The sequence below is a fragment of the Agromyces sp. NPDC057865 genome (assembly GCF_042796995.1).
Classification (GTDB): domain Bacteria; phylum Actinomycetota; class Actinomycetes; order Actinomycetales; family Microbacteriaceae; genus Agromyces.
In genome coordinates this window covers 1-18,940 of sequence record NZ_JBHVMJ010000006.1, presented here as the reverse complement: position 1 = coordinate 18,940, position 18,940 = coordinate 1, and the positions used below count along the sequence as shown (strand labels likewise).

At 72.1% G+C, this 18,940-nt stretch carries 17 protein-coding genes; 9 read left to right on the top strand and 8 right to left on the bottom strand.

What is annotated here, in order from left to right:
* Nucleotides 1-63 precede the first annotated feature (63 nt).
* Both ACFVN5_RS19200 and ACFVN5_RS19195 read right to left on the bottom strand, forming a co-directional pair.
* Nucleotides 64-1,437 (bottom strand): sensor histidine kinase, encoded by a 1,374-nt coding sequence (locus ACFVN5_RS19200; protein WP_376957487.1) that lies wholly within the window; start codon nt 1,435-1,437, stop codon nt 64-66.
* Nucleotides 1,437-2,111, bottom strand: a complete 675-nt coding sequence (locus tag ACFVN5_RS19195; RefSeq protein WP_376957430.1) for a response regulator transcription factor — start codon at nt 2,109-2,111, stop codon at nt 1,437-1,439. The genes ACFVN5_RS19200 and ACFVN5_RS19195 overlap by 1 nt, the downstream gene beginning before the upstream one ends.
* Before the next feature lie 147 nt (nt 2,112-2,258).
* Between ACFVN5_RS19195 and ACFVN5_RS19190 the strand changes: the two genes are divergently transcribed.
* The 3 genes from ACFVN5_RS19190 to ACFVN5_RS19180 are packed head-to-tail and all read left to right on the top strand — an operon-like array spanning nt 2,259 to nt 5,181.
* Entirely contained in the window at nt 2,259-3,923 is a 1,665-nt protein-coding gene (locus ACFVN5_RS19190) for a hypothetical protein (RefSeq protein ID WP_376957428.1), read from the top strand.
* Between the two features lie 3 nt (nt 3,924-3,926).
* Complete coding sequence (locus ACFVN5_RS19185) at nt 3,927-4,721, top strand: polyprenol monophosphomannose synthase (protein ID WP_376957427.1); 795 nt, start codon at nt 3,927-3,929, stop codon at nt 4,719-4,721.
* Nucleotides 4,714-5,181 carry a GtrA family protein gene (locus ACFVN5_RS19180; RefSeq protein WP_376957425.1) on the top strand — a complete coding sequence of 156 codons (468 nt, stop codon included), beginning with the start codon at nt 4,714-4,716 and terminating at the stop codon, nt 5,179-5,181. Before ACFVN5_RS19185 ends, ACFVN5_RS19180 begins: the two co-directional genes overlap by 8 nt.
* A 94-nt stretch (nt 5,182-5,275) precedes the next feature.
* On the opposite strand, the gene ACFVN5_RS19175 is transcribed toward ACFVN5_RS19180, so the two are convergent.
* Entirely contained in the window at nt 5,276-5,644 is a 369-nt protein-coding gene (locus ACFVN5_RS19175) for a hypothetical protein (RefSeq protein ID WP_376957423.1), read from the bottom strand.
* A 574-nt stretch (nt 5,645-6,218) separates the two neighbouring features.
* Here ACFVN5_RS19175 and ACFVN5_RS19170 point away from each other — a divergent pair.
* From ACFVN5_RS19170 to ACFVN5_RS19155, 4 genes are all read left to right on the top strand, one after another.
* Nucleotides 6,219-7,613, top strand: coding sequence for a glycosyltransferase (locus ACFVN5_RS19170; RefSeq protein WP_376957421.1), 1,395 nt, complete (start codon nt 6,219-6,221; stop codon nt 7,611-7,613).
* Nucleotides 7,610-9,433 carry a right-handed parallel beta-helix repeat-containing protein gene (locus ACFVN5_RS19165; RefSeq protein WP_376957419.1) on the top strand — a complete coding sequence of 608 codons (1,824 nt, stop codon included), beginning with the start codon at nt 7,610-7,612 and terminating at the stop codon, nt 9,431-9,433. Before ACFVN5_RS19170 ends, ACFVN5_RS19165 begins: the two co-directional genes overlap by 4 nt.
* Nucleotides 9,430-10,563 carry a nitrous oxide reductase family maturation protein NosD gene (locus ACFVN5_RS19160; protein WP_376957418.1) on the top strand — a complete coding sequence of 378 codons (1,134 nt, stop codon included), beginning with the start codon at nt 9,430-9,432 and terminating at the stop codon, nt 10,561-10,563. The genes ACFVN5_RS19165 and ACFVN5_RS19160 overlap by 4 nt, the downstream gene beginning before the upstream one ends.
* Nucleotides 10,564-10,624: 61 nt before the next feature.
* The gene (locus tag ACFVN5_RS19155) at nt 10,625-12,010 is read left to right on the top strand and encodes a UDP-glucose dehydrogenase family protein (RefSeq protein WP_376957416.1); all 1,386 of its coding nucleotides are present in this window, start codon (nt 10,625-10,627) and stop codon (nt 12,008-12,010) included.
* 39 nt (nt 12,011-12,049) lie between these two features.
* Here the strand turns inward: ACFVN5_RS19155 and ACFVN5_RS19150 are convergent, their stop codons facing one another.
* Together ACFVN5_RS19150 and ACFVN5_RS19145 are read right to left on the bottom strand one after the other, a co-directional pair.
* Nucleotides 12,050-14,407, bottom strand: a complete 2,358-nt coding sequence (locus ACFVN5_RS19150; protein WP_376957414.1) for an arylsulfatase — start codon at nt 14,405-14,407, stop codon at nt 12,050-12,052.
* A gap of 55 nt (nt 14,408-14,462) precedes the next feature.
* Complete coding sequence (locus tag ACFVN5_RS19145) at nt 14,463-14,846, bottom strand: SHOCT domain-containing protein (RefSeq protein WP_376957412.1); 384 nt, start codon at nt 14,844-14,846, stop codon at nt 14,463-14,465.
* A 211-nt stretch (nt 14,847-15,057) separates the two neighbouring features.
* Here ACFVN5_RS19145 and ACFVN5_RS19140 point away from each other — a divergent pair, with 211 nt between their 5' ends.
* Nucleotides 15,058-15,378, top strand: a complete 321-nt coding sequence (locus tag ACFVN5_RS19140) for a carboxymuconolactone decarboxylase family protein (protein ID WP_376957410.1) — start codon at nt 15,058-15,060, stop codon at nt 15,376-15,378.
* Between the two features lie 56 nt (nt 15,379-15,434).
* On the opposite strand, the gene ACFVN5_RS19135 is transcribed toward ACFVN5_RS19140, so the two are convergent.
* Nucleotides 15,435-17,672: a LuxR C-terminal-related transcriptional regulator gene (locus ACFVN5_RS19135; RefSeq protein ID WP_376957408.1), complete on the bottom strand. Its 2,238-nt coding sequence runs from the start codon at nt 17,670-17,672 to the stop codon at nt 15,435-15,437.
* Nucleotides 17,673-17,817: 145 nt separating this feature from the next.
* Between ACFVN5_RS19135 and ACFVN5_RS19130 the strand changes: the two genes are divergently transcribed.
* Entirely contained in the window at nt 17,818-18,159 is a 342-nt protein-coding gene (locus ACFVN5_RS19130) for a three-helix bundle dimerization domain-containing protein (protein WP_376957406.1), read from the top strand.
* Nucleotides 18,160-18,163: 4 nt separating this feature from the next.
* On the opposite strand, the gene ACFVN5_RS19125 is transcribed toward ACFVN5_RS19130, so the two are convergent.
* Both ACFVN5_RS19125 and ACFVN5_RS19120 read right to left on the bottom strand, forming a co-directional pair.
* The gene (locus tag ACFVN5_RS19125) at nt 18,164-18,361 is read right to left on the bottom strand and encodes a hypothetical protein (RefSeq protein ID WP_376957404.1); all 198 of its coding nucleotides are present in this window, start codon (nt 18,359-18,361) and stop codon (nt 18,164-18,166) included.
* Nucleotides 18,362-18,711: 350 nt separating this feature from the next.
* Nucleotides 18,712-18,940 (bottom strand): hypothetical protein (locus ACFVN5_RS19120; protein ID WP_376957402.1); only part of this gene is annotated, 229 nt, incomplete at its 5' end.

Genomic DNA, 18,940 nt, shown 5'->3' with positions numbered 1-18,940 from the left:
AGGCGGTTGAACGGGACCCGGCCGGGCGACGAACACCGGGCGAACCGGCGGCGCCGGAGGTGGTTACACCGCCGGCGCGGGGACCGGGCGAAGCGGGATCGTCACGACGACCGTGAGTCCGACGTCGGGTTCGTTGTCGAGCCGGGCCGTGCCGCCGGCGACCGCGGCGATCCCCGAGACGATCGCCAGCCCGAGGCCCGATCCGCCGTCGGGTGCCCCGGGTCCGCGCGTGAAGCGCTGGAACGCCGCGGGGACGAACGCCGGGTTCATGCCGCCCGCGTCGTCGCGGACGGTGAGCCGGGCCTCGGTGGGTGTCTGGGTCCACGCGAGGTCGACGTGGACGTCGTTGCCTCCGGCGGCCACGACCGCGTTCGCGATGAGGTTCTCGACGATGCGGTCGAGCTCCGAGGCGGACAGCTGCACGATGCGCTCGGCGTCGGCGGTCGTCGAGAGCTCGTAGTCGATCGTCGCCCGCGTGTCGCGGAATCGACGGCGGCTCCGTTCGACGGCGTCGGCCAGCTCGTCGGCGAGCGCCGCCCACGTGGCGGTACCGGGCTCCGACCGGGCGTCGAGGCGCGAGAGCTCGAGCAGCGCGGTGGTCAGCGCGCTGAGCCGGGCCAGGGTCGCGCGCGCCGCCTCGAGGTCCTCCTCGATCCGCTCGCGCGAGGCGTCGCCCGAACCGGCCAGCTCGAGCTGCGCCTGCAGGATCGCGAGCGGGGTCCGGATCTCGTGCGACGCGTTCGAGACCATCTGGCGCTCGCGATCGAGCGACTCGCGGAGCCGCGCGATGAGGGAGTTGAGCTCGCGGGCGAGCGCGGCGATCTCGTCGTCGGCGCGGCCGACGGACAGCAGGTCGTCCCCCGGCCTGGCCGCGAGCTCGGCCGCGGACCGACGCAGGCGGCCGACCGGCGCGAGCGCGACCGTGCTGATCGCCCACGACGCCGCGCCGAAGCCCAGGTTGATGAGCAGGAAGGAGACGATGAGCACGACAGCGAGCTGGTCGAGCACGGCCGCCTGGGTCGCGGCGTGCCGGGCCGCGATGACGTGCCAGATGCCGTCGGCGCCCTGCACCGGCGTGATCCGCAGGAGGTAGTCGTCGCCGCCGGCGCCGACCGTGCTGAGGCCGTTCCCGCCGGCGATGAGGTCGTCGATCTTCACGCCGAGCGCGGGCGGCAGGCTGTCGATCACGATGGTGCCGTTCGGGTCGACGACCGCGGCGAGCTGGCCCGGTCCCGGCTCGTCCACCTGCACGGGCGGTTCGGCCGCGATCTCGGTCACGTACGGCGCCTCGATCGCGTGCAGCACCGAGGTCTCGCCGTGGAGCACGATCCGCTGCACCTGGTCGTAGATGACCACCCCGGCGACCGCGGTGAACACCAGTGCGATCAGCACGGTGCCGACCGTGATGCGCGTGCGGATCTTCAGCCGGCGCAGCATCACCCGGCCGCCACGAGACGGTAGCCGACGCCGCGAACGGTCTCGATCGCGGCATCCGAGCCGACCGCCGCGAGCTTGCGGCGGACGTAGCTCACGTACTGGTCGACGATGTTCTGGTCGATGTGCTCGGTGGACCCCCAGACGCCGTCGAGGATGGCGGGCCGCTCGACGACCTGCCCGGCCTGCGAGGCGAGCAGGTGGAGCACGTCGAACTCGGTGCGGCTCACCGTGAGCTCGCCGTCCTGCGACCCGATGCGGTGGCGCACGAGGTCGAGCTGCAGGTCGCCGACCTGCATGCGATGCGAGCCGGATGCCTCGCGGCGCCGCAGCGCGCGGAGGCGGGCCGCGAGCTCGGGGAACGCGAACGGCTTTGTCAGGTAGTCGTCGGCGCCCGCGTCGAGTCCCCGGACGCGGTCGTCGACGGCATCGCGGGCGGTGAGGAGGAGGATCCCGATGCCGGCGTCGAGCTCGCGCATCCGGCGGCAGAGCTCGAAGCCGCTCATGCCGGGCAGGCCGACGTCGACCACGGCGATGTCGGGCACGGCCTGCATGGCCTCGAGCGCGGCGAGCCCGTCGCCGACGGCGGTCACCTCGTAGCCCTCGCCCGTGAGGCCCCGGACGAGGAGCGCGCCCATCGCCGCCTCGTCGTCGACCACCAGGATGCGACCAGCCACCGCCCCTCCCTTCGGGCCCGTGGCCGATCCTACGACCGACCATCGGATGCCGCCCATGTGCCACCCGAACGGTTCCTGAGAAGACTCTCAGTCGCCGGAACGGCTGCTCACAGGGCCCTGCCGACCCGTCGATGGAGCATCGGGCACATGACCGTCGAGCAGCTGATCGGCACCGTCGAGCGACCGGTCGCGTCGCCGGGCCCGATCACGCACGCCTCGACGTCGTCCACGGGCGACGATCGTCGACGACGGGTGCGGTTGCCGCGCTCCCTCGCGGGCCGCGCCGTGATCGTCGGCGTCGTCGCGGCCGCACTCGGCTACATCGGCGCGGGGATCCCGTCGTACTGGGGCGACGAGGCCGCGAGCGTCATGTCGGCGCAGCGGTCGTGGTCGAGCCTCGCGCTCGAGCTGGGCAAGATCGACGCGGTGCACGGGCTCTACTACGCCCTGCTGCACGGGTGGATCGGCGTCTTCGGCGCGGGGGAGTGGTCGACCCGCGCGCCGAGCGCGATCGCGGTCGGCCTGCTCGCCGCCGGCACCGTCGTGCTCGCGACCCGCTGGTTCGACGCGCGCGTCGGGCTCATCGCGGGCATCGTCGTGGCCGTGCTCCCTCGCACGACCTCGATGGCCACCGAGGCCCGCTCGTATGCGCTCGGCGCCGCGCTGGCGGTGTGGCTGACCGCCGCGTGCACGGAGCTGATCCGCCGCCGGGTGAGGTCGCCATGGTGGTGGACGGCGTACGGCGTCGGCCTCGCGCTCTCGGCGACGCTGTTCGTGTACCTGCTCCTCCTCGTCCCGGTCCACCTCGCGGTGCTCGCCGTGTCACGGGCACCGCGAGGCACTTGGCTGCGGTGGACGCTCGGCGCCGCGGTCGCGGTGGTCGGTTCGTGGCCGATCCTCGCCGCGGCATCCGCGCAGCGGCGGCAGCTGCACTTCCTCGCCGAGCGCGGCTACGCGTCGGTCGACGGCGTCGTCGTGCGCCAGTGGTTCGAGTCGGCGCCCGTCGCGGTGGTGGCGTGGACGTTCGTGGTCGTCGGCGTCGTCGCGGCCGTCGCGGCCCGCCTCCGGGGCCGGCGGCTCCCGCTCGGGGTCGTCCCGTCGCTCGCCTGGATCGTGGTGCCGACCGCCGCGCTCCTGCTCGCCGACGCGTTCGTCGCCCCAACCTACAGCCCCCGCTACCTCTCGTTCGCCGTGCCGGCCGTCGCGATGCTCATCGCCGTCGGTGTCGCGTCGGCGATCACGGCGCTGGAACGCATCGTCGGTCGGCGCGACCAGCGCCCCGCCGACCCGGCCGGCGGCTCGCGCGGCGTCGGCGCTGCGGCATCCGCTCGGGTGCTCGCCGGGGTCGTGGCCGGCGCGCTCGCCCTCTCGGTGCTCGCGCCGGTGTACGTGCGGCAGCGCACCGAGTGGGCGAAGGACGGCGGGAGCGACCTGCGCGCCGTGGCCGAGTACGTGCAGCAGCACGCGCAGCCCGGCGACGGGATCGTGTTCGACCGCACCACCAAGCCCTCGCGACGGCCCAGGCTGGCGCTGCACCTGTATCCGCAGGCGTTCGCGGGGCTCCGCGACGTCGCACTGCGCACGCCGTACGAGCAGCGCTCCGGCATCTGGGACACGACCTCGCCGGTCGCGGTCGTCGCGCCTGACCTCGACGAGCACACCGTCTGGGCGCTCGAGCTGCCGAGCGGGTCGCCGGATGCCGCGAACGCCGCCGTTCCCGACGACGTGCAGGCGCTCGAGGCGAGCGGCTACCGCGTGGTCGACACCCACCTGATCCATCGCACCGTCGTGTACCGACTCGAGAAGGGATGAGCCATGCCGAACCGCGTCATGGTCGTGATGCCGACCTACAACGAGGTGGAGTCCCTGCGCGGGGTGATCGCGCGGCTGCACGCCGCGGTCCCCGAGGCGGAGGTGCTCGTGGTCGACGACGGCTCGCCCGACGGCACCGGTGAGCTCGCCGACCGGCTCGCCGCCCCCGACCCGCGCATCCGGGTACTTCATCGGACGGCCAAGGCGGGCCTCGGGTCCGCCTATCGAGCGGGGTTCGCGGCGGCGCTTGCGTCGGGATGCGACGTGGTCGTGGAGTGCGACGCCGACGGCTCCCATCGCCCCGAGGACCTGCCGCGCCTCCTCGCCGCGCTCGACGACCACGACGTGGCGGTCGGATCCCGCTGGGTCGCGGGCGGCGTCGTCCCCGACTGGCCCCTCGCGCGACGGATGCTGTCGCGCGGCGGCAGCGCCTACGCCCGTCGGCTCCTGGGGCTCCGCCTGCAGGACGTCACCGGCGGGTACCGCGCGTTCCGCGCCTCCGCGCTGCGCGCCGCGCGACCCGAGGCGGTCGAGGCGCGCGGATACGCGTTCCAGATCGAGCTGATCGCGAGGGCAGCGGATGCCGTGTGCCGCATCGCCGAGGTCCCCATCACGTTCGACGACCGCACCCACGGGCGCTCGAAGATGTCGTCCGCGATCATCGCCGAGGCGCTCCTCCGGGTCACCGCCCTCGGGATCGCCCGACGCGTCGGACGCCGGGCACGTCCGATGCCCGTGCCGGTGCCGGTCGCGACCACCGGGCTGATGGACGCGACCCCGGAGCTCGAGCATGCTTGACGCCGCCACCGCACCGAGTGCCGACGTCCGACAACGCACGGGCGCGTCCCTGGCCACGCAGGTGATGCGGTTCGCGCTGGTCGGCGGTCTCGGATTCGTGGTCGACGTCGGCCTGTTCAACGTGCTCCGTGCGCACGCCCCCGAGGGGGTGCACGGCTGGACGATCGCCGCGAAGACCATCGCCCTCGTCGCCGCGATCGCGGTGAACTGGATCGGGAACCGCCTGTGGACGTTCCGTTCGCGGACGCGCCGGACCGACACCGCACGCGAGGCGGTCGAGTTCTTCCTCGCGAGCGTCGTGGGCAGCCTCGTCGCGCTGGTGTGCCTCGGCGTCTCGCACTACGGCCTGCACCTGACCTCGGCGTTCGCCGACAACATCTCCGCGAACGTCGTCGGGCTCGTCCTCGGGTCGCTGGTGCGATTCGTCGCGTATCGGCAGTGGGTCTTCCGGGCCGCGTGAACCGAACGGCCGTCCGCCTCGTTTCTCCGTCGGGCCGGACGCCGGGCTCGGGGATCGGGGGGATCGGACGACGTCCGGCCCATCGACGCCGCGATCAGGCGGCGGGTGAGCCCGCGACCGCCGGAGCACGCTTCCGCAGCGGCGCCGGCCGCGTCGGGATCCGGGATCCGTCGCGGTCGGCGATCGCCGCGCTGAGCGAGAGACCGGCGTTGCTGTTCACGGCGACCATGAGCCGCTCGAGCCAGTGGTGGTCGCGCAACGTGCGAGTCGCACTGTCGAACTCGGCACGGATGAACGCGTCCTGCGTCATGAACACCCGCTGTTCCTGACCGGCCTCGTCGGTCCAGGTCATGAGCACGGGCTCGTGGCGACGCAGCTTCGCGATGATGACGGTGAAGACGTGGTCGAGGAGTTCGTCGTCGATCGCGATCGGGCCGACTCCGTCGAGGTGCAGGGCTCCCATGATGGGCCCTCGCTTCCCAGCGACATGCATCCGCGTGACGCAGCAGTCTGCTGCGGATCTCGCATGCTCCATCGCCTTCTCGCACGGTACGACTGCAGCCTGTGAACGGGCTCCGTTGCGGGACGATGTGTCCGCATACGCGGGCCTGAGGGACATCTCCGCTTCCCAGTGACTCGGAGGCCCGTGCCAGCCCGTTCCCAGCCGTACGAGGACCCGTGCCGGCCCCCGTGCCCGGCCCGGGCGTCCCGGCCGTTCGAGATGCGCGTGCGCGCCCGGCGCGGCAACGAAACACCGCATGACCAGCGTGTTCGCGGAGGGAATCGGTCGACGGGTGCTGTCGGGTCGGGGCGCACGGACGGCGTCGTCGTGCCATCTGCGGGTCACCATACGCGGTGGTCCGGGGTGCGTAAACCCCCGTTGCGCCAGACCCCGCGACAGCTAGCGTGGGCCACTTGCCCGGAGCGCATCAACCCGAGATCGTGCGTCGCGGGACACGGTTCGAGGGGGAACCTCGTCCGGATCACCGATCCGGTCCAGCCCGTCTTCAACCCGGGAGAGCGAGGAACCACCCGACATGACTTCCACGACAAGCAGTGATGGCGGCATCGACGCCGGCGACCTCGGCAGAGCCGTGAGCTCGTCCGTCGACGGCATCGTCTCCGCCATCCAGAGCCTGCTCGCCACCATCGACTGGGGCGCGATCGCAGACTTCTTCACGTCCATCGAACCGTACTTCCCGGTCGCGATCGCCGGAACGATCGTGTGGGGCCTGTGGCTCTACCGGTTCGTCCTCTCGCGAGGAGCGCGGCCCATCGTGAACGCCCATCGGGCCACCACGTCGGTCGTCGTGCCGTCCTTCCACGAGGACCCCGACATCCTGATGCAGTGCCTCGAGTCGTGGCGGGCCCAGGGGCCCGACGAGGTCATCATCGTGCTCGACGTGCAGGACCTCGAGGCGTACGAGCGCATCGAGGCGCTCGGCGACGAGCGCGTGCGCCCGATCCTGTTCCACCACGTCGGCAAGCGCTCCGCCCTCGGCGCCGGCATCCGCCTCGCCCGGCACGAGCTGCTGGTGCTCACCGACTCCGACACGCGCTGGCGCGACGGGCTCCTGCGCAACGTGCAGATGCCGTTCATCGACCCCGACGTCGGCGGCGTGGGCACGCACCAGACCGTCTACCAGCGCGACACCAGCATCTGGCGCCGGATCGCGGACTGGCTGGTGAACCTCCGCTACTACGACTACGTCCCCGCCATGGGGCGTGCAGGCGCCGTGCCGTGCCTTTCCGGACGCACCGCCGTCTACCGGCGCGAAGCGGTCCTTCCCGTGCTCTACGACCTCGAGAACGAGTTCTTCCTCGGTCGCCGCTGCGTCGCGGGCGACGACGGCCGCCTCACCTGGTTGGTCATCGCCTCGGGCTGGAAGACCGTCCACCAGTCGACCGCCCGCGCGCTCTCGATGTTCCCGGCCACGCTGCGCGCGTTCGCGAAGCAGCGCGTGCGCTGGAGCCGCAACTCGTATCGCACGTACCTGACGGCGATGTTCGAGGGGTGGCTGTGGCACGTCCCGTTCATCACGAAGGTGACGGTCCTGCAGATCCTGCTCACGCCGGTCACGATGGGGATGACGCTCTTCTACCTCGTCTTCGCCCGCCTCGAGCTGACCCCCCTCGGCATCGCCGCCGCGGTGACCTGGCTGCTCGCCGGACGCGGGATCCGTGGGTTCTCACATCTCCGCCGGAAGCCTCGCGACCTCCTCATCCTGCCCGTGCTGGCGATCACGGTGATCTTCATCGCGCTGCCGATCAAGCTCATCGCCTTCGTCACGATGAACAAGCAGGGCTGGCTGACCCGTCGCGCCGGCCAGGTCGGCGGTGACGGACAGGCGGCGGCGTCGCTGCAAGGTCGCTCGCGTCCCGAGCCGGCCGTCGCCGGCCGCGCCACCGAGAAGGAGGAGGTCGCCGCATGAGCACGCTCCGCAGGTTCCTCGGCACGCTCGCGCTCGGGGTCGTCATCATCGCCGCAGCGATCGCCGCAGGCGTCGTCTTCGCGAGCATCCGCCCGTCGGCACCCGTCGGCGGAAGCGGGATCGCCGCCGACGGCGGAGCGCAGGGGCGTCCGTACCCAGGAGACCCGAACGCCGAGGCATCCCTCGTCGCAGCCGAGGAGGAACGACTCGACGTCGTCAAGGACGTGGGCAGCCTCGTGCCGTCGCAGGTGACCTGGTTCGACGGCGGGCCGTACCGCGTGCCGACCGCGCCGGCGACCACGCTGGTGCTCCCGGCGAGTGCCGAGCCGTACACCGTCGCCGACCTGCAGGCGCTCGCGCCCGAGACCTTCGTCGCCCAGGCCGACGGGTCCTACCTGCTCTCCGAGAACCTCGTGACCCTGCCGGGCGCCACGCTCGACCTGACCTCGGAGGGCCCGACGACGGTGCGGATGCTGAGCACCCAGGGCGTCTTCACGTCGATCGTCGCGATCGGCAGCAGCCTGAGGCTCAACGGTGCGCCGGATGCCCCGGCCGCCCTCACGAGCTTCGATCCGTCGACCGGGTCCCCCGACACCGACACCGCCGACGGGCGTGCGTACCTGCGCGTGATCGGCGGCACGGTGGACCTCCGGCAGGTCGCGTTCAGCGACCTCGGCTTCTGGAGCGGCGAGACCGGCGGCGTCGCGCTGACCGGAGCCGCGTCCGCCGCGCAGCCGGCGCCGCTGGGAGACGGCGACGCGGCCGACGGTGCCCCGACGCTCTCCCAGGACGAGGTGAACGGTCTCGTCGCCGAGGAGCAGCCCGATCCCGGCCCCACGACCGGCGTCATCAGCAGCGTCACGTCGACGGGCAACGCGTTCGGCCTGTTCGCGTCGACGACCACGAAGCTCGCCATCAGCGGCCTCCGCGTGCAGGACAGCCTCGTCGACGGCATCGTCCTCCATCGTGCGGTGACCGACTCCTCGATCGAGGCCACGGAGAGCTCCGGGAACGCCGTCGACGGCATCGTCATCGACCGATCCAGCTCGGCCATCTCGTTGACCTCCGTCACGGCGTCGGGCAACGGCCGCAACGGCATCTCCATCGACGGTCGCCCCCTCGCCGAGGGCCCGACGGCCGGCGGCACGCCCGTGAGCCAGTCGGGGCAGGTGCAGGTGCAGGACAGCACCATCGCCGACAACGCCCGCTACGGCATCCAGGTCAACGGCGGCGCCACCATCTCCATCAGCGGCTCGGACTTCCGCGCCAACGTGGTGGGGCTCGCGCTCGACCACGACGCGACCGGCGTCGACGTCGCGAAGAACACCTTCGAGGGCCAGGAACGCCAGTCGATCTCGGTGCGCGGCGGGGTCGACCAGACCACGATCCACGAGAACCGATTCGCGTCGGTCGACACCGGCGTACGGATCGCTGACGCCTCGGCGGCCGTCGAGGACAACACGTTCCGCGACATCTCGAACCACGCCGTCACGCTGGTAGGCACGGCGACGGGGGCCAGCGTGACCGGAAACACCGCCGCCGGCAACGGCAGCGCGGCCATCCACGACGCCGCCGTCGGCGGCTACGTCGCCGGCAACGACACCGAGCACTGGCGCGAGGCGGTCACGCCCGACTCCGTGCTGCACCTGTTCGCCCAGCCGCTCACCCTCGTGTGGGTCGGCCTGGGGATGCTGCTCCTCATCACGGCCATCACTGGATATCGGATGCGCCCCTCGCGCGACCGATGGAACCGCACCCCGCTCACCGAGCTCTCGCGCGGCATCGTGCCCGTCGAGCACGTGCGAGGAAGGAACCGATGAACGACGCCATCCACACCGGAAGCACCCGCGCCACGCGATCGGCGCGCGTCAACCCCACGATCGTCATCGTGCTCGTCATCGTCGGCCTCACCGTGCTGACCGTCGGCATCGGTGCGATCGCCTGGGCCGTCGCCCAGGGGGCGCCGGCCGGCGACGGGAACCGTGCGGGCGCCCCGGCCACGGAGGAAGCCCACGACGCGAAGGGGACGGCCTCGAGTGCCGCCCCGACTCCCTCCGCGGATGCCCGCTGCCCCGAGGCCACCGTCGACGTCTCGAGCGCGAAGGAGCTCGAGCAGGCCCTCGAGCAGGCGCGCCCCGGCGACGTCATCGGGCTCGCCCCCGGCCGCTACGAGGGCGAGTTCGTCCTCGCGGCCGACGGCGAGGCGCAGCATCCGATCACCCTCTGCGGCACGCCCGAGAGCGTGCTCGACGGCGGCGGCACCGACGGCGGCTACGTGGTGCACCTCGACGGCGCATCGTACGTCGTGCTCAAGGGCTTCGCGGTCGAGAACGGCCAGAAGGGCGTGATGGCGGATGCCACGACGCACTCGGTCATCCGCGGGCTCAGGGTCGCCCATATCGGCGACGAGGCCATCCACCTGCGCGGTCACAGCACCGACAACCAGGTGCTCGACAACACGATCAGCGACACGGGCCTGCGCAAGCCGAAGTTCGGCGAGGGCATCTACATCGGCACCGCCGAGAGCAACTGGTGCGACATCAGCGACTGCGAGCCCGACGCGAGCGACCGGAACCTCGTGCAGGGGAACACCATCTCGGGCACCACGTCCGAGAGCGTCGACATCAAGGAGGGGACGAGCGGCGGCGTGCTGCGCGACAACACGTTCGACGGGTCGGCGATCACGAAGGCGGACTCCTGGGTCGACGTCAAGGGCAACGGCTGGCTCATCGAGGGCAACACCGGAACGGCCGCGCCCGAGGACGGCTTCCAGACGCACGAGATCCTCGACGGCTGGGGGACCGGCAACGTGTTCCGGCACAACACCGCGAAGATGAGCGGCTCGGGCGTCGGCTTCGCGCTCGAACCCGAACGCGACAACGTCGTGGCCTGCGACAACACGGTCAGCGGAGGTGAGGCCGAACTCTCGAACGTCGACTGCCGCGAATGACCGTGACCCGTATCCGTCGCTCGCCGAGCGCACCCGAACGAAGACCTCGGAGGAACCCAGCATGTTCGAACTCCAGCACACCGATCACCCGATCGTGCAGCGACCCCGCATCACGGTGGTGGGCGTCGGCTACCTCGGCGCCACCCACGCCGTCTGCATGGCCAAGCTCGGCTTCGACGTCCTGGGCGTCGACGTCGACGAGGCGAAGATCGCCGAGCTCCGCTCGGGCCGCGTCCCGTTCTTCGAGCCCGGACTCCCGGAGCAGCTCGGCGAGATGCTCGCGACCGGCCGACTCACGTTCACCACCGACCTCGACGAGGCGGCCCGGTTCGGCGACGTCCACTTCATCTGCGTGGGCACGCCCCAGGCCGAGGGCTCGGATGCCGCGGACCTCACCTTCGTCGACGCCGCCTTCGACGCGCTCGTCAGGCGCATCGACCGCAAGGCGCTGCTCGTCGGCAAGTCGACGGTCCCCGTCGGGACCGCGGAGCGACTCACGCGCATGATCGCGGGACGCTCGCCGATCGGCGACGAGCTCGAGCTCGCCTGGAACCCCGAGTTCCTGCGCGAGGGCTTCGCGGTGGAGGACACCCTGCATCCCGACCGCCTGGTCTTCGGCGTGGCATCCGAGTGGGCCGCGGGCCAGCTGCGGGCGCTGTACCGGCCGCTGCTCGAGCGGGGGACGCCGCTCGTCGTCACCGACCTCGCCACGGCGGAGCTCGTGAAGGTCGCGGCGAACTCGTTCCTCGCCACGAAGATCTCGTACATCAACGCGATGGCCGAGGTGTGCGAGGCGACCGGGGCCGACGTCAACCGGCTCGCCGAGGCGCTGGCGTTCGACGACCGCATCGGCGGCCGGTTCCTGAAGCCCGGGCTCGGGTTCGGCGGCGGCTGCCTCCCGAAGGACATCCGCGCCTTCATGCATCGCGCCGACGAGCTCGGCGTCGGACAGGCAGTCGAGTTCCTGCGCGAGGTCGACGACATCAACACGCGTCGCCGGGTGCGCACGGTCGACCTCATCCGCGAGTCCGCGGGCGGAGACCTGAGGGGCGCGCGCGTGGCCGCCCTGGGTGCGGCGTTCAAGCCGAACTCCGACGACGTGCGCGACGCGCCGGCGCTCGACGTCGCCCGCATGCTCTACCTCGAGGGCGCCGAGGTCCGGATCTACGATCCGGAGGCCAACGAGAACGCGCACCGCGCGTACCCCGACCTCGAGTTCGCCGACTCCATGGATGAGGCGCTCCAAGACGCCGACGTCGTCGCGCTGCTGACCGAGTGGGACGAGTTCACGGACGCTGATCCCGAGGCCGTGGGTGCACGCGTCGGCGCTCGGCGCATCGTCGACGGTCGCGACGCCCTCGACGCCGACGCCTACCGCGCCGCGGGCTGGGAGGTGCGCGCGCTCGGACGTCCGGGGCGACGTGCCCGGGTGCCGGCGCGGAGCTGACCGAGCGCCGCGGTGCGGGATGCCGCGGTCGACGGAGCGTCAGCCCGTCGGCTGCGGCACCGCGTACGCGATGTGGACCCGGTCGATCGTGCCGTCGAACGCGAAGGGCATGCGGTCGGCGTAGTGCCGTGAGACGGCCCCGCCGTACGCCCGTCCGATGTCGAGGCAGTCGTTCGCCGAGAACAGCAACGGGGCGCTCACGGGCACGGTGCCCGAGCCGACCTCCGCACCGTCGACCAGGAGCGTGACCCTGAGGGGACCGCCCGGCCGTGGCTCCACGTACTCCGTCCGCACCTCGATCGTCACGTCGCCCGCCGGGATCGGCGATGCCGACGCGATGATCGTGCGCTGGATCAGGAAGAGGTTGTACTCGTAGGTGAGCACGCCGTCGGCGAGGTAGCACGTGAGGCCTCCGCCGGCCCCGCCGAGCTTGTAGAGCACGCCGTTCGCCCGGTCGCCGAGGTGCACCTGCATCGTGACGGTGTTCGGACGGTTGCCGAGGGCCGGCGCGCAGAACTCCGGGACACGCACGGTGTCGCCGCTGAGGTCCCACTCGGTGTACGGCGGGCTGATCCGGTCCTCGGGGTGCAGCGCCGGCACCCAGAGGCCGCCGCCGATCGGCAGCGCGTCGTTCCGGGCCGCCTCGATCGCGAACAGCTCCTTCAGCGCGGCGAGCTTCTCGGGATGCTCCGCGGCGAGGTCGCGCGCCTGGCTCCAGTCCTGATCGAGGTCGTAGAGCTCCCACGGGTCCTGGTCGGGGGTCCACGTCGCGATTCCGGGAGGTGCGCCGGGCACCCACGGCAGGCGCGGGCCGAGCGCCGACGCCATCCACCCGTCGGAGTAGACGGCGCGGCTGCCCATGATCTCGAAGTACTGCGTGCGACGGCGGCCCGCGGCATCCGCTTCGTCGATCGAGTACGCGATGCTGATGCCGTCGATCGGGTCCTGCGGGATGCCGTTCACGGAGTCGGGGAGGGAGATGCCGATGATCTCGTAGATCGTGGGGACGACGTCGACGACGTGGTGGAACTGCGTCCTCGGCACGGGGTCGGGCTCGATGCGACCGTTCCACTGCACGAACATCGGGTTGCGCGTGCCGCCGAGATGCGACGCGAGCAGCTTCATCCCCTGGTAGGGCGACGACCCCGCCCACGCCCACGCGGCGTGGTACTGGTTGTCGGTGGCCGGCGTGCCCAGGGCGTCGAGTCCACCCAGCTCCTCGAGCACGGCGATGTGCTGGTCGACGGTCGACGGGATCATGTTCTGCGCGAGCAGCTCGCTGATCGTGCCGTTCTGGCCCTCGCCCGACGAGCCGTTGTCGCCCCAGATGTAGATGATGATCGTGTCGTCGCCGTAGCCGAGTCGCTCGAGCTCGTCGATGAGTCGCCCGGCCTGCACGTCGGCGTGCTCGCCGAAGCCCGCGGCGACCTCCATCAGGCGGCGCTGGAACGGCTTCTGGTGCTCGGGGATGTCGTCCCAGGCCGCGAGGCTCTCGGGCCGAGGGGTGAGCTCCGCGTCGGCGGGGATCCACCCGGCCGCCTTCGCGCCCTCGTGGGCGCGCTCCCGGTACACGTCCCAGCCGTCGTCGAAGGCGCCCGCGTAGCGGTCGGCCCACTCCTTCATGATGTGGTGCGGACCGTGCAGCGCGCCGGTCGCCCAGTACATGAAGAACGGCTGGTCGGGCTTCAGGGCCTTGTGGTCGCGCAGCCAGGCCATCGCGTCGTCGGCGATGTCCTCGCTGAGGTGGTAGCCGTCCTCGGGCGACTTCGGCGGCAGCACCGAGGTGGTGTTGCGCACGAGGTTCGGCTCGTACTGGGAGGCCTCGCCGGCGAGGAACCCGTAGAAGTACTCGAACCCGTAGCCGGTCGGCCAGCGGTCGAACGGCCCGGCGACCGTGGTCTCCTCGGCCGGCGTGTTGTGCCACTTGCCCCAGGCTCCCGTGGCGTAGCCGTACTGACGCAGCACCTCCGCCATGGTCGCGCTGCTCTTCGGGATGTGACCGGAGTAGCCGTCCCAGTCGTTCGCGAGCTCCGCGATCTGGCCGTTGCCGACGCGGTGGTGGTTGCGGCCGGTCAGCAGCGACGCCCGCGTCGGCGAGCACATGGCCGTCGTGTGGAACCGGTTGTAGCCGACGCCCCGCGCGCGCACCCGATCGAGCGTCGGCGTGCGCACGGCGCCGCCGAGCGTCGTCGGCAGTGCGGGGCCTGCGTCGTCGATCAGGATGACGAGGACGTTCGGGGCATCGGCCGGCAGGTGATGCTCGGACGGCTTCGGACTGTAGGTGGACTCCTGCATGGTGCGCCCCGTGGTGCTGCCCGAGGCGGCCGGCGGGAACGGCAGCGTGCGTGCGGGTGGCAGCGGCGCTCCGATCACCGAATCGGGCGTCTCATCCGTCATGTCATGTCCGCCTTCCACACGAACCCGAACTCCTGCTGCCGGCCGACCGCCGCGGTCAGGCGGCGAGTGCCTTCGCCTTGAGGGCGTCGAACTCGGCCTGCGTGATGGTTCCCGCGGCGAGCAGCTGCTGCGCCTTCTCGATCTCGGCCGTCGGCGATGAGCCGGAGCCGCTCACGCTGCGGATGTAGTCCGCGTTGGCCTGCTGGGCGTCCCGGACGCGTGCCATGTTGCGCTCGCCCATCCCGCGACCGCGTGCGATCAGGTAGACCAGCGCCGCCAGGAACGGCAGGAAGACGAGGAAGATCAGCCACAGCGCCTTGCCCCATCCGTTCAGGGTGTGGTCGCGGAAGATGTCGATCACGATCGAGATGAAGATCCAGATGCACGCGAAGAGGATGTACACCCAGAAGAGCCAGACCAGGAAGTCCCAGAAGTTCATCGCGCTGCTGCCTTTCGTCGTGCGGCGGGCCCCCAGGCGGACCCGCCGTCGCCGGAACGGTACAGCGGCGCTCGCCGGAGCCACATCATGCGAATCGCGTGAAGCCGACCGGGTGGGGGATCATGCGAATCGCGTGATGCGGGCGCGGCATCCGTCGAATGGAATGTCGTCGTCCTCATGGGTGCCGGACGTCGACGGGGGAGGGACGCTGGTGGACTACACCGAACGGCTGCGTCGGCTGACGATCAACGACCATCGTCTCGGGGAGGATGCCGGAGACGCGGATGAGCTCGACCGCAGGACGCTCGCGCTCATCCGCATCGCCGCGCTCGTCGCCGTGGGCGGCGCCCAGCCGTCGTTCGGCGCAGAGGCGGATGCCGCGGTGAGCGCCGGGGCGACGCCGAGCGAGATCGTGGACGTGCTGGCGGGCGTCGTGCCGGTGATCGGACTCCCGCTCGTCGTCGCCGCCGCGCCGAAGCTCGCGCTGGCCCTCGGCTGCGATGTGGGGCTCGCACCCGACGACACGTTCTGACCCGCGACGAGGCGCGCGGGGCAGGCGCCGAGCGGCTGGCCCCGAGCGGCTCGACGTCAGGCCCCGAGCAGTCCGATCGCGACGGCCCGCTCGACCGCCTCGCTCCGCGTGGTGACCTGGAGCTTGCGGTAGATCGAGCCGACCTCGGAGCTGACGGTGTTGCGGGAGATGAACAGGCGTCGGCCGATCTCGCTCAGTGTGAGATGCGTCTGCAGGTAGGGCAGGAGCCGCAGCTCGGCCGGGGTCAGCGGGGTGCTGCCGGCGTCGGCCGGTCGTTCGTGCGCCTCCCGCCGGAACGCTGCGATCTCGTCGGCGAGCGCGCCGAGGTCGTGGCAGCGGTCGAGGAGGTCGTCGATCTCGCGGAGCAGGTGGTTGGTCGTGACGCCGTCGCCCATCGCCGCGGACGCGACGGCGAGCTGCAGCCGGACCCGTACGGACACGAACGGCATGGCGTACGTGCAGCCCACCCGCGCGCGCATGCCCCGGGCGAGCAGGCGTTCGGCCGCCGCGCGGTCGCCGCGATGCACGGCGACCGAAGCGCCGACGGCGAGCGCCAGCGCGGTCGTGGGGTAGCCCTCCATGTGGAACGCGTCGATCGCGCCGAGCGCGACGTCGACGTGCCGTTCCGCGTCCGGCCAGCGGTGCTCCCGGGCGGCCAGGATCGTGAGCTCAGCCTCGCTCAGCAGCACCGCGTCGGTGGTGCCGACCTGGGGCGCGAGGGCCGCCGCAGCCTCGAACGACGATCTCGCGGCGTCGAGGTCGCCACTCAACAGGGCGACCTCGCCCGAGAGGTAGAGTGCGAGATCGCGCCACGGGCTCCAGGGCGGCTCGCTCGCCACGGCCAGCGCGGCGTCGGCGATCGCGCGCTCGCGGCCGTGCGCGTACATGGCGGTCCGCAGCATGGCCCGCGCCGACTCGAACGCGGGCAGCTCGTCGAGGTCCTCGTGGTCGTAGCGGATGCGCTCGATCATCGACGCCCACCGTTCGGCCTCGGCGGGCGCGCCGGTCAGCACGGCCGCCCAGCACGCCAGGATCGCCAGCGGCGGGAACGCCTGGATCGCCGCGTCGCCGAGCTCGGTGAGCCATCTCGTGACGACGCTCACCTGGCCGACCAGGTAGGTCGGCCGGGCCAGTGCGGCCACGAGGTGGGCCGCACGGGCGCGGTCTCCGGCGGCCAGCAGGTGCTCGATCGCCTGCGCCGGGAGCCCGTGCTCCTCGTACCACGCGGCGGCGGCGAGGTGCAGTCGGACGACCGAGCCGTTCTCGGACGCCCCGAGCTCCCCGAGCAGGAACTCCCGGAACAGCGCGTGGTACCGGTACCAGCCGCGCCGACGGTCGAGGGGCACGAGGAACAGCCCGTGCGCCTCGAGCTCGCGCAGGAGGGCGCCCGAGTCGGCCCGGTCGAGCACCGCGTCGCAGACCGGACCGGACAGCTGCTCGAGGATCGCCGTGCGACGCAGGAACCGCTGCGTGTCCTCCGGGAGGCTCCGCACGCACTCCCGATAGAGGTAGTCCGCGACGAACCGGTCGTCGCCCGTCACCGATGACGGGTCCCCGCCGTCGCGGGCGAGCAGCGCGGCGAGGAACAGGCCGGTCGGCCACCCTTCGCTGCGCGCCACGAGTGCGTCGAGTTCGGGCTCGGCGATGTCGACCCCGGCCCCGGCGAAGATCACGCGTGCCGCTGCGGCATCCGCTCGCAGCTCGTCGGCGCCGATCTCGAACGCCCGACCCTCGACGCGGCGCCGGGCGAGGGGGGACTGCTCGTGCCGGCCGGCCAGCACGACCTGGGACCCGTCGGGGACGCCGGCGAGCGCCACCTCGAGCACGTCCTGGCAGGCTGGCGAGTCGGCCTCGTGGAGGTCGTCGACGACCAGGAGGAACGGAGCCGGGGCGTGGGCCATCGCCGCGGCCAGCAACGGCGCCGAGCGGCCCAGCGACGCCGAGCCCTGGCCGCGCATCTCCGCGACCACGCCGGCGGCGTCGGGGAAGACCCGCGCGAACGCCATCGCCAGGAGCGTGAGCAGGGCGGCCGGGTCATCGTCGAAGCGGTCGAGCGACACCCAGCCGACCGGGCGCGCATCCGTCGACGCCCACTCGGCGAGCAGCGTCGTCTTGCCGTAGCCCGCCGGGGCGGTGACGGCGACGACCCCCGCGCCGCTGTGCACGGCGCGCTCGACGAGCGATCGCCGACTCGCGAGTCCGGGACGCGGCGGGGGCGGGCTGAACTTCGCGTCCAGCAGTTCGCGGTCGAGCGCAGGCGAAGCGGAGACAGACCCCCGGTTCTCCTCGACCACGCTCGCATCCTACGGTGGGCGGTTTCGAGCCTCAAGGATGCCGCGTCGGCTCGCGCGGGCCGTCCGTGCGGTGCGGCCCGGACGTTCACGAGCCGTTCACCTCGTCGAGGTTGGCCACGGATGCCGCGCGGCGGACAATGCACGAATGGACGATCCCGTCGAGCACGCAGCCATCCGGAACGTTCTCGATCGCCTCGCCGAGCGGTTCCCGACCGTCGGCCGGGAGCGTGTCGAGGCGGTCGTCGGGGAGGAGTCCGCGCGGCTCGCCGACGGCAAGGTCCGCGAGTACATCCCCGCACTCGTCGAGCACGCGGCCGACGAGCGGCTCCGGCTGGAGGCCGATCCCGTCGACCTCGCGGCCGAGGATCCCGGCGGCCCGGTCCTGGCGGACGACGGCTCGGACCTCGATCCGCTCGAGATCGAGCGGAAGGCCCGCGAGCAGCGGGCGGGCCTCCTGTTCGGCGACCTCGGCGGCGGGTCCGTCTGAGCCGTCAGCTCGCCGCCGCGAAGGCGCCGAGCGCGCCCACGGCTCGGGGCAGCGACTCGAACACGCCGACCTGGCGGTCCGCCCAGTCCCACGCGATGAAGCCCGCGCCCGTTCGCCAGACGTAGCCGACGACCGACAGGCTGTCCCGCAGTTGGACGTCCCACCGTCCCTCGCCCGCGCCGATGATGTCGTAGTGGTCCATGGAGTGCATCCCACACCTCCGTTCGGTTTCCGGCACGATATGCGGGCGAGATGACGAGCGTGTGACAGGCAGGAGACCATTCCGTGCGCGCGCTCGGACGGCCTTGGCCCGGGTCGTGGACGGCCAGTAAGGGAAACCGCCGCGCCCGGGCCAAGGTCCGAGTCGTCGTGGACCCCCCTCGACGACCCGTCAGGCAAGCATGCGGTGCGACGGCGCGCGAAGCATCCCCTTGACAGGGCGGGTCGGATGCCGCAGCGCATGACGAAGCCCCGGCACCGGCGGCGCACGACGAGGGGCGCGGCATCCGGTCGGATGCCGCGCCCCGCGGTCGTGGACCCGAGCGGGTTCGGCTAGGGCCCGAACGGCTCTGACGACGATTGCGTCGCTCCCGAGGGCGACGGCCGGTGCGTCGACGGGCCGCCCGAGCTCGTGATCGGAGGCTGCGTCGTCGGAGTGGTCGACGGCGTCGTCGAGTCCGCCGACGTGTGCTTCTCGGCCGTGTGCTTGGCCTCGCTCTGCACCTCGGATGCGGCGGCCTCGCCTTCCTGGCGGACGGTCTCGACGGCCTCGGTGGCCCGG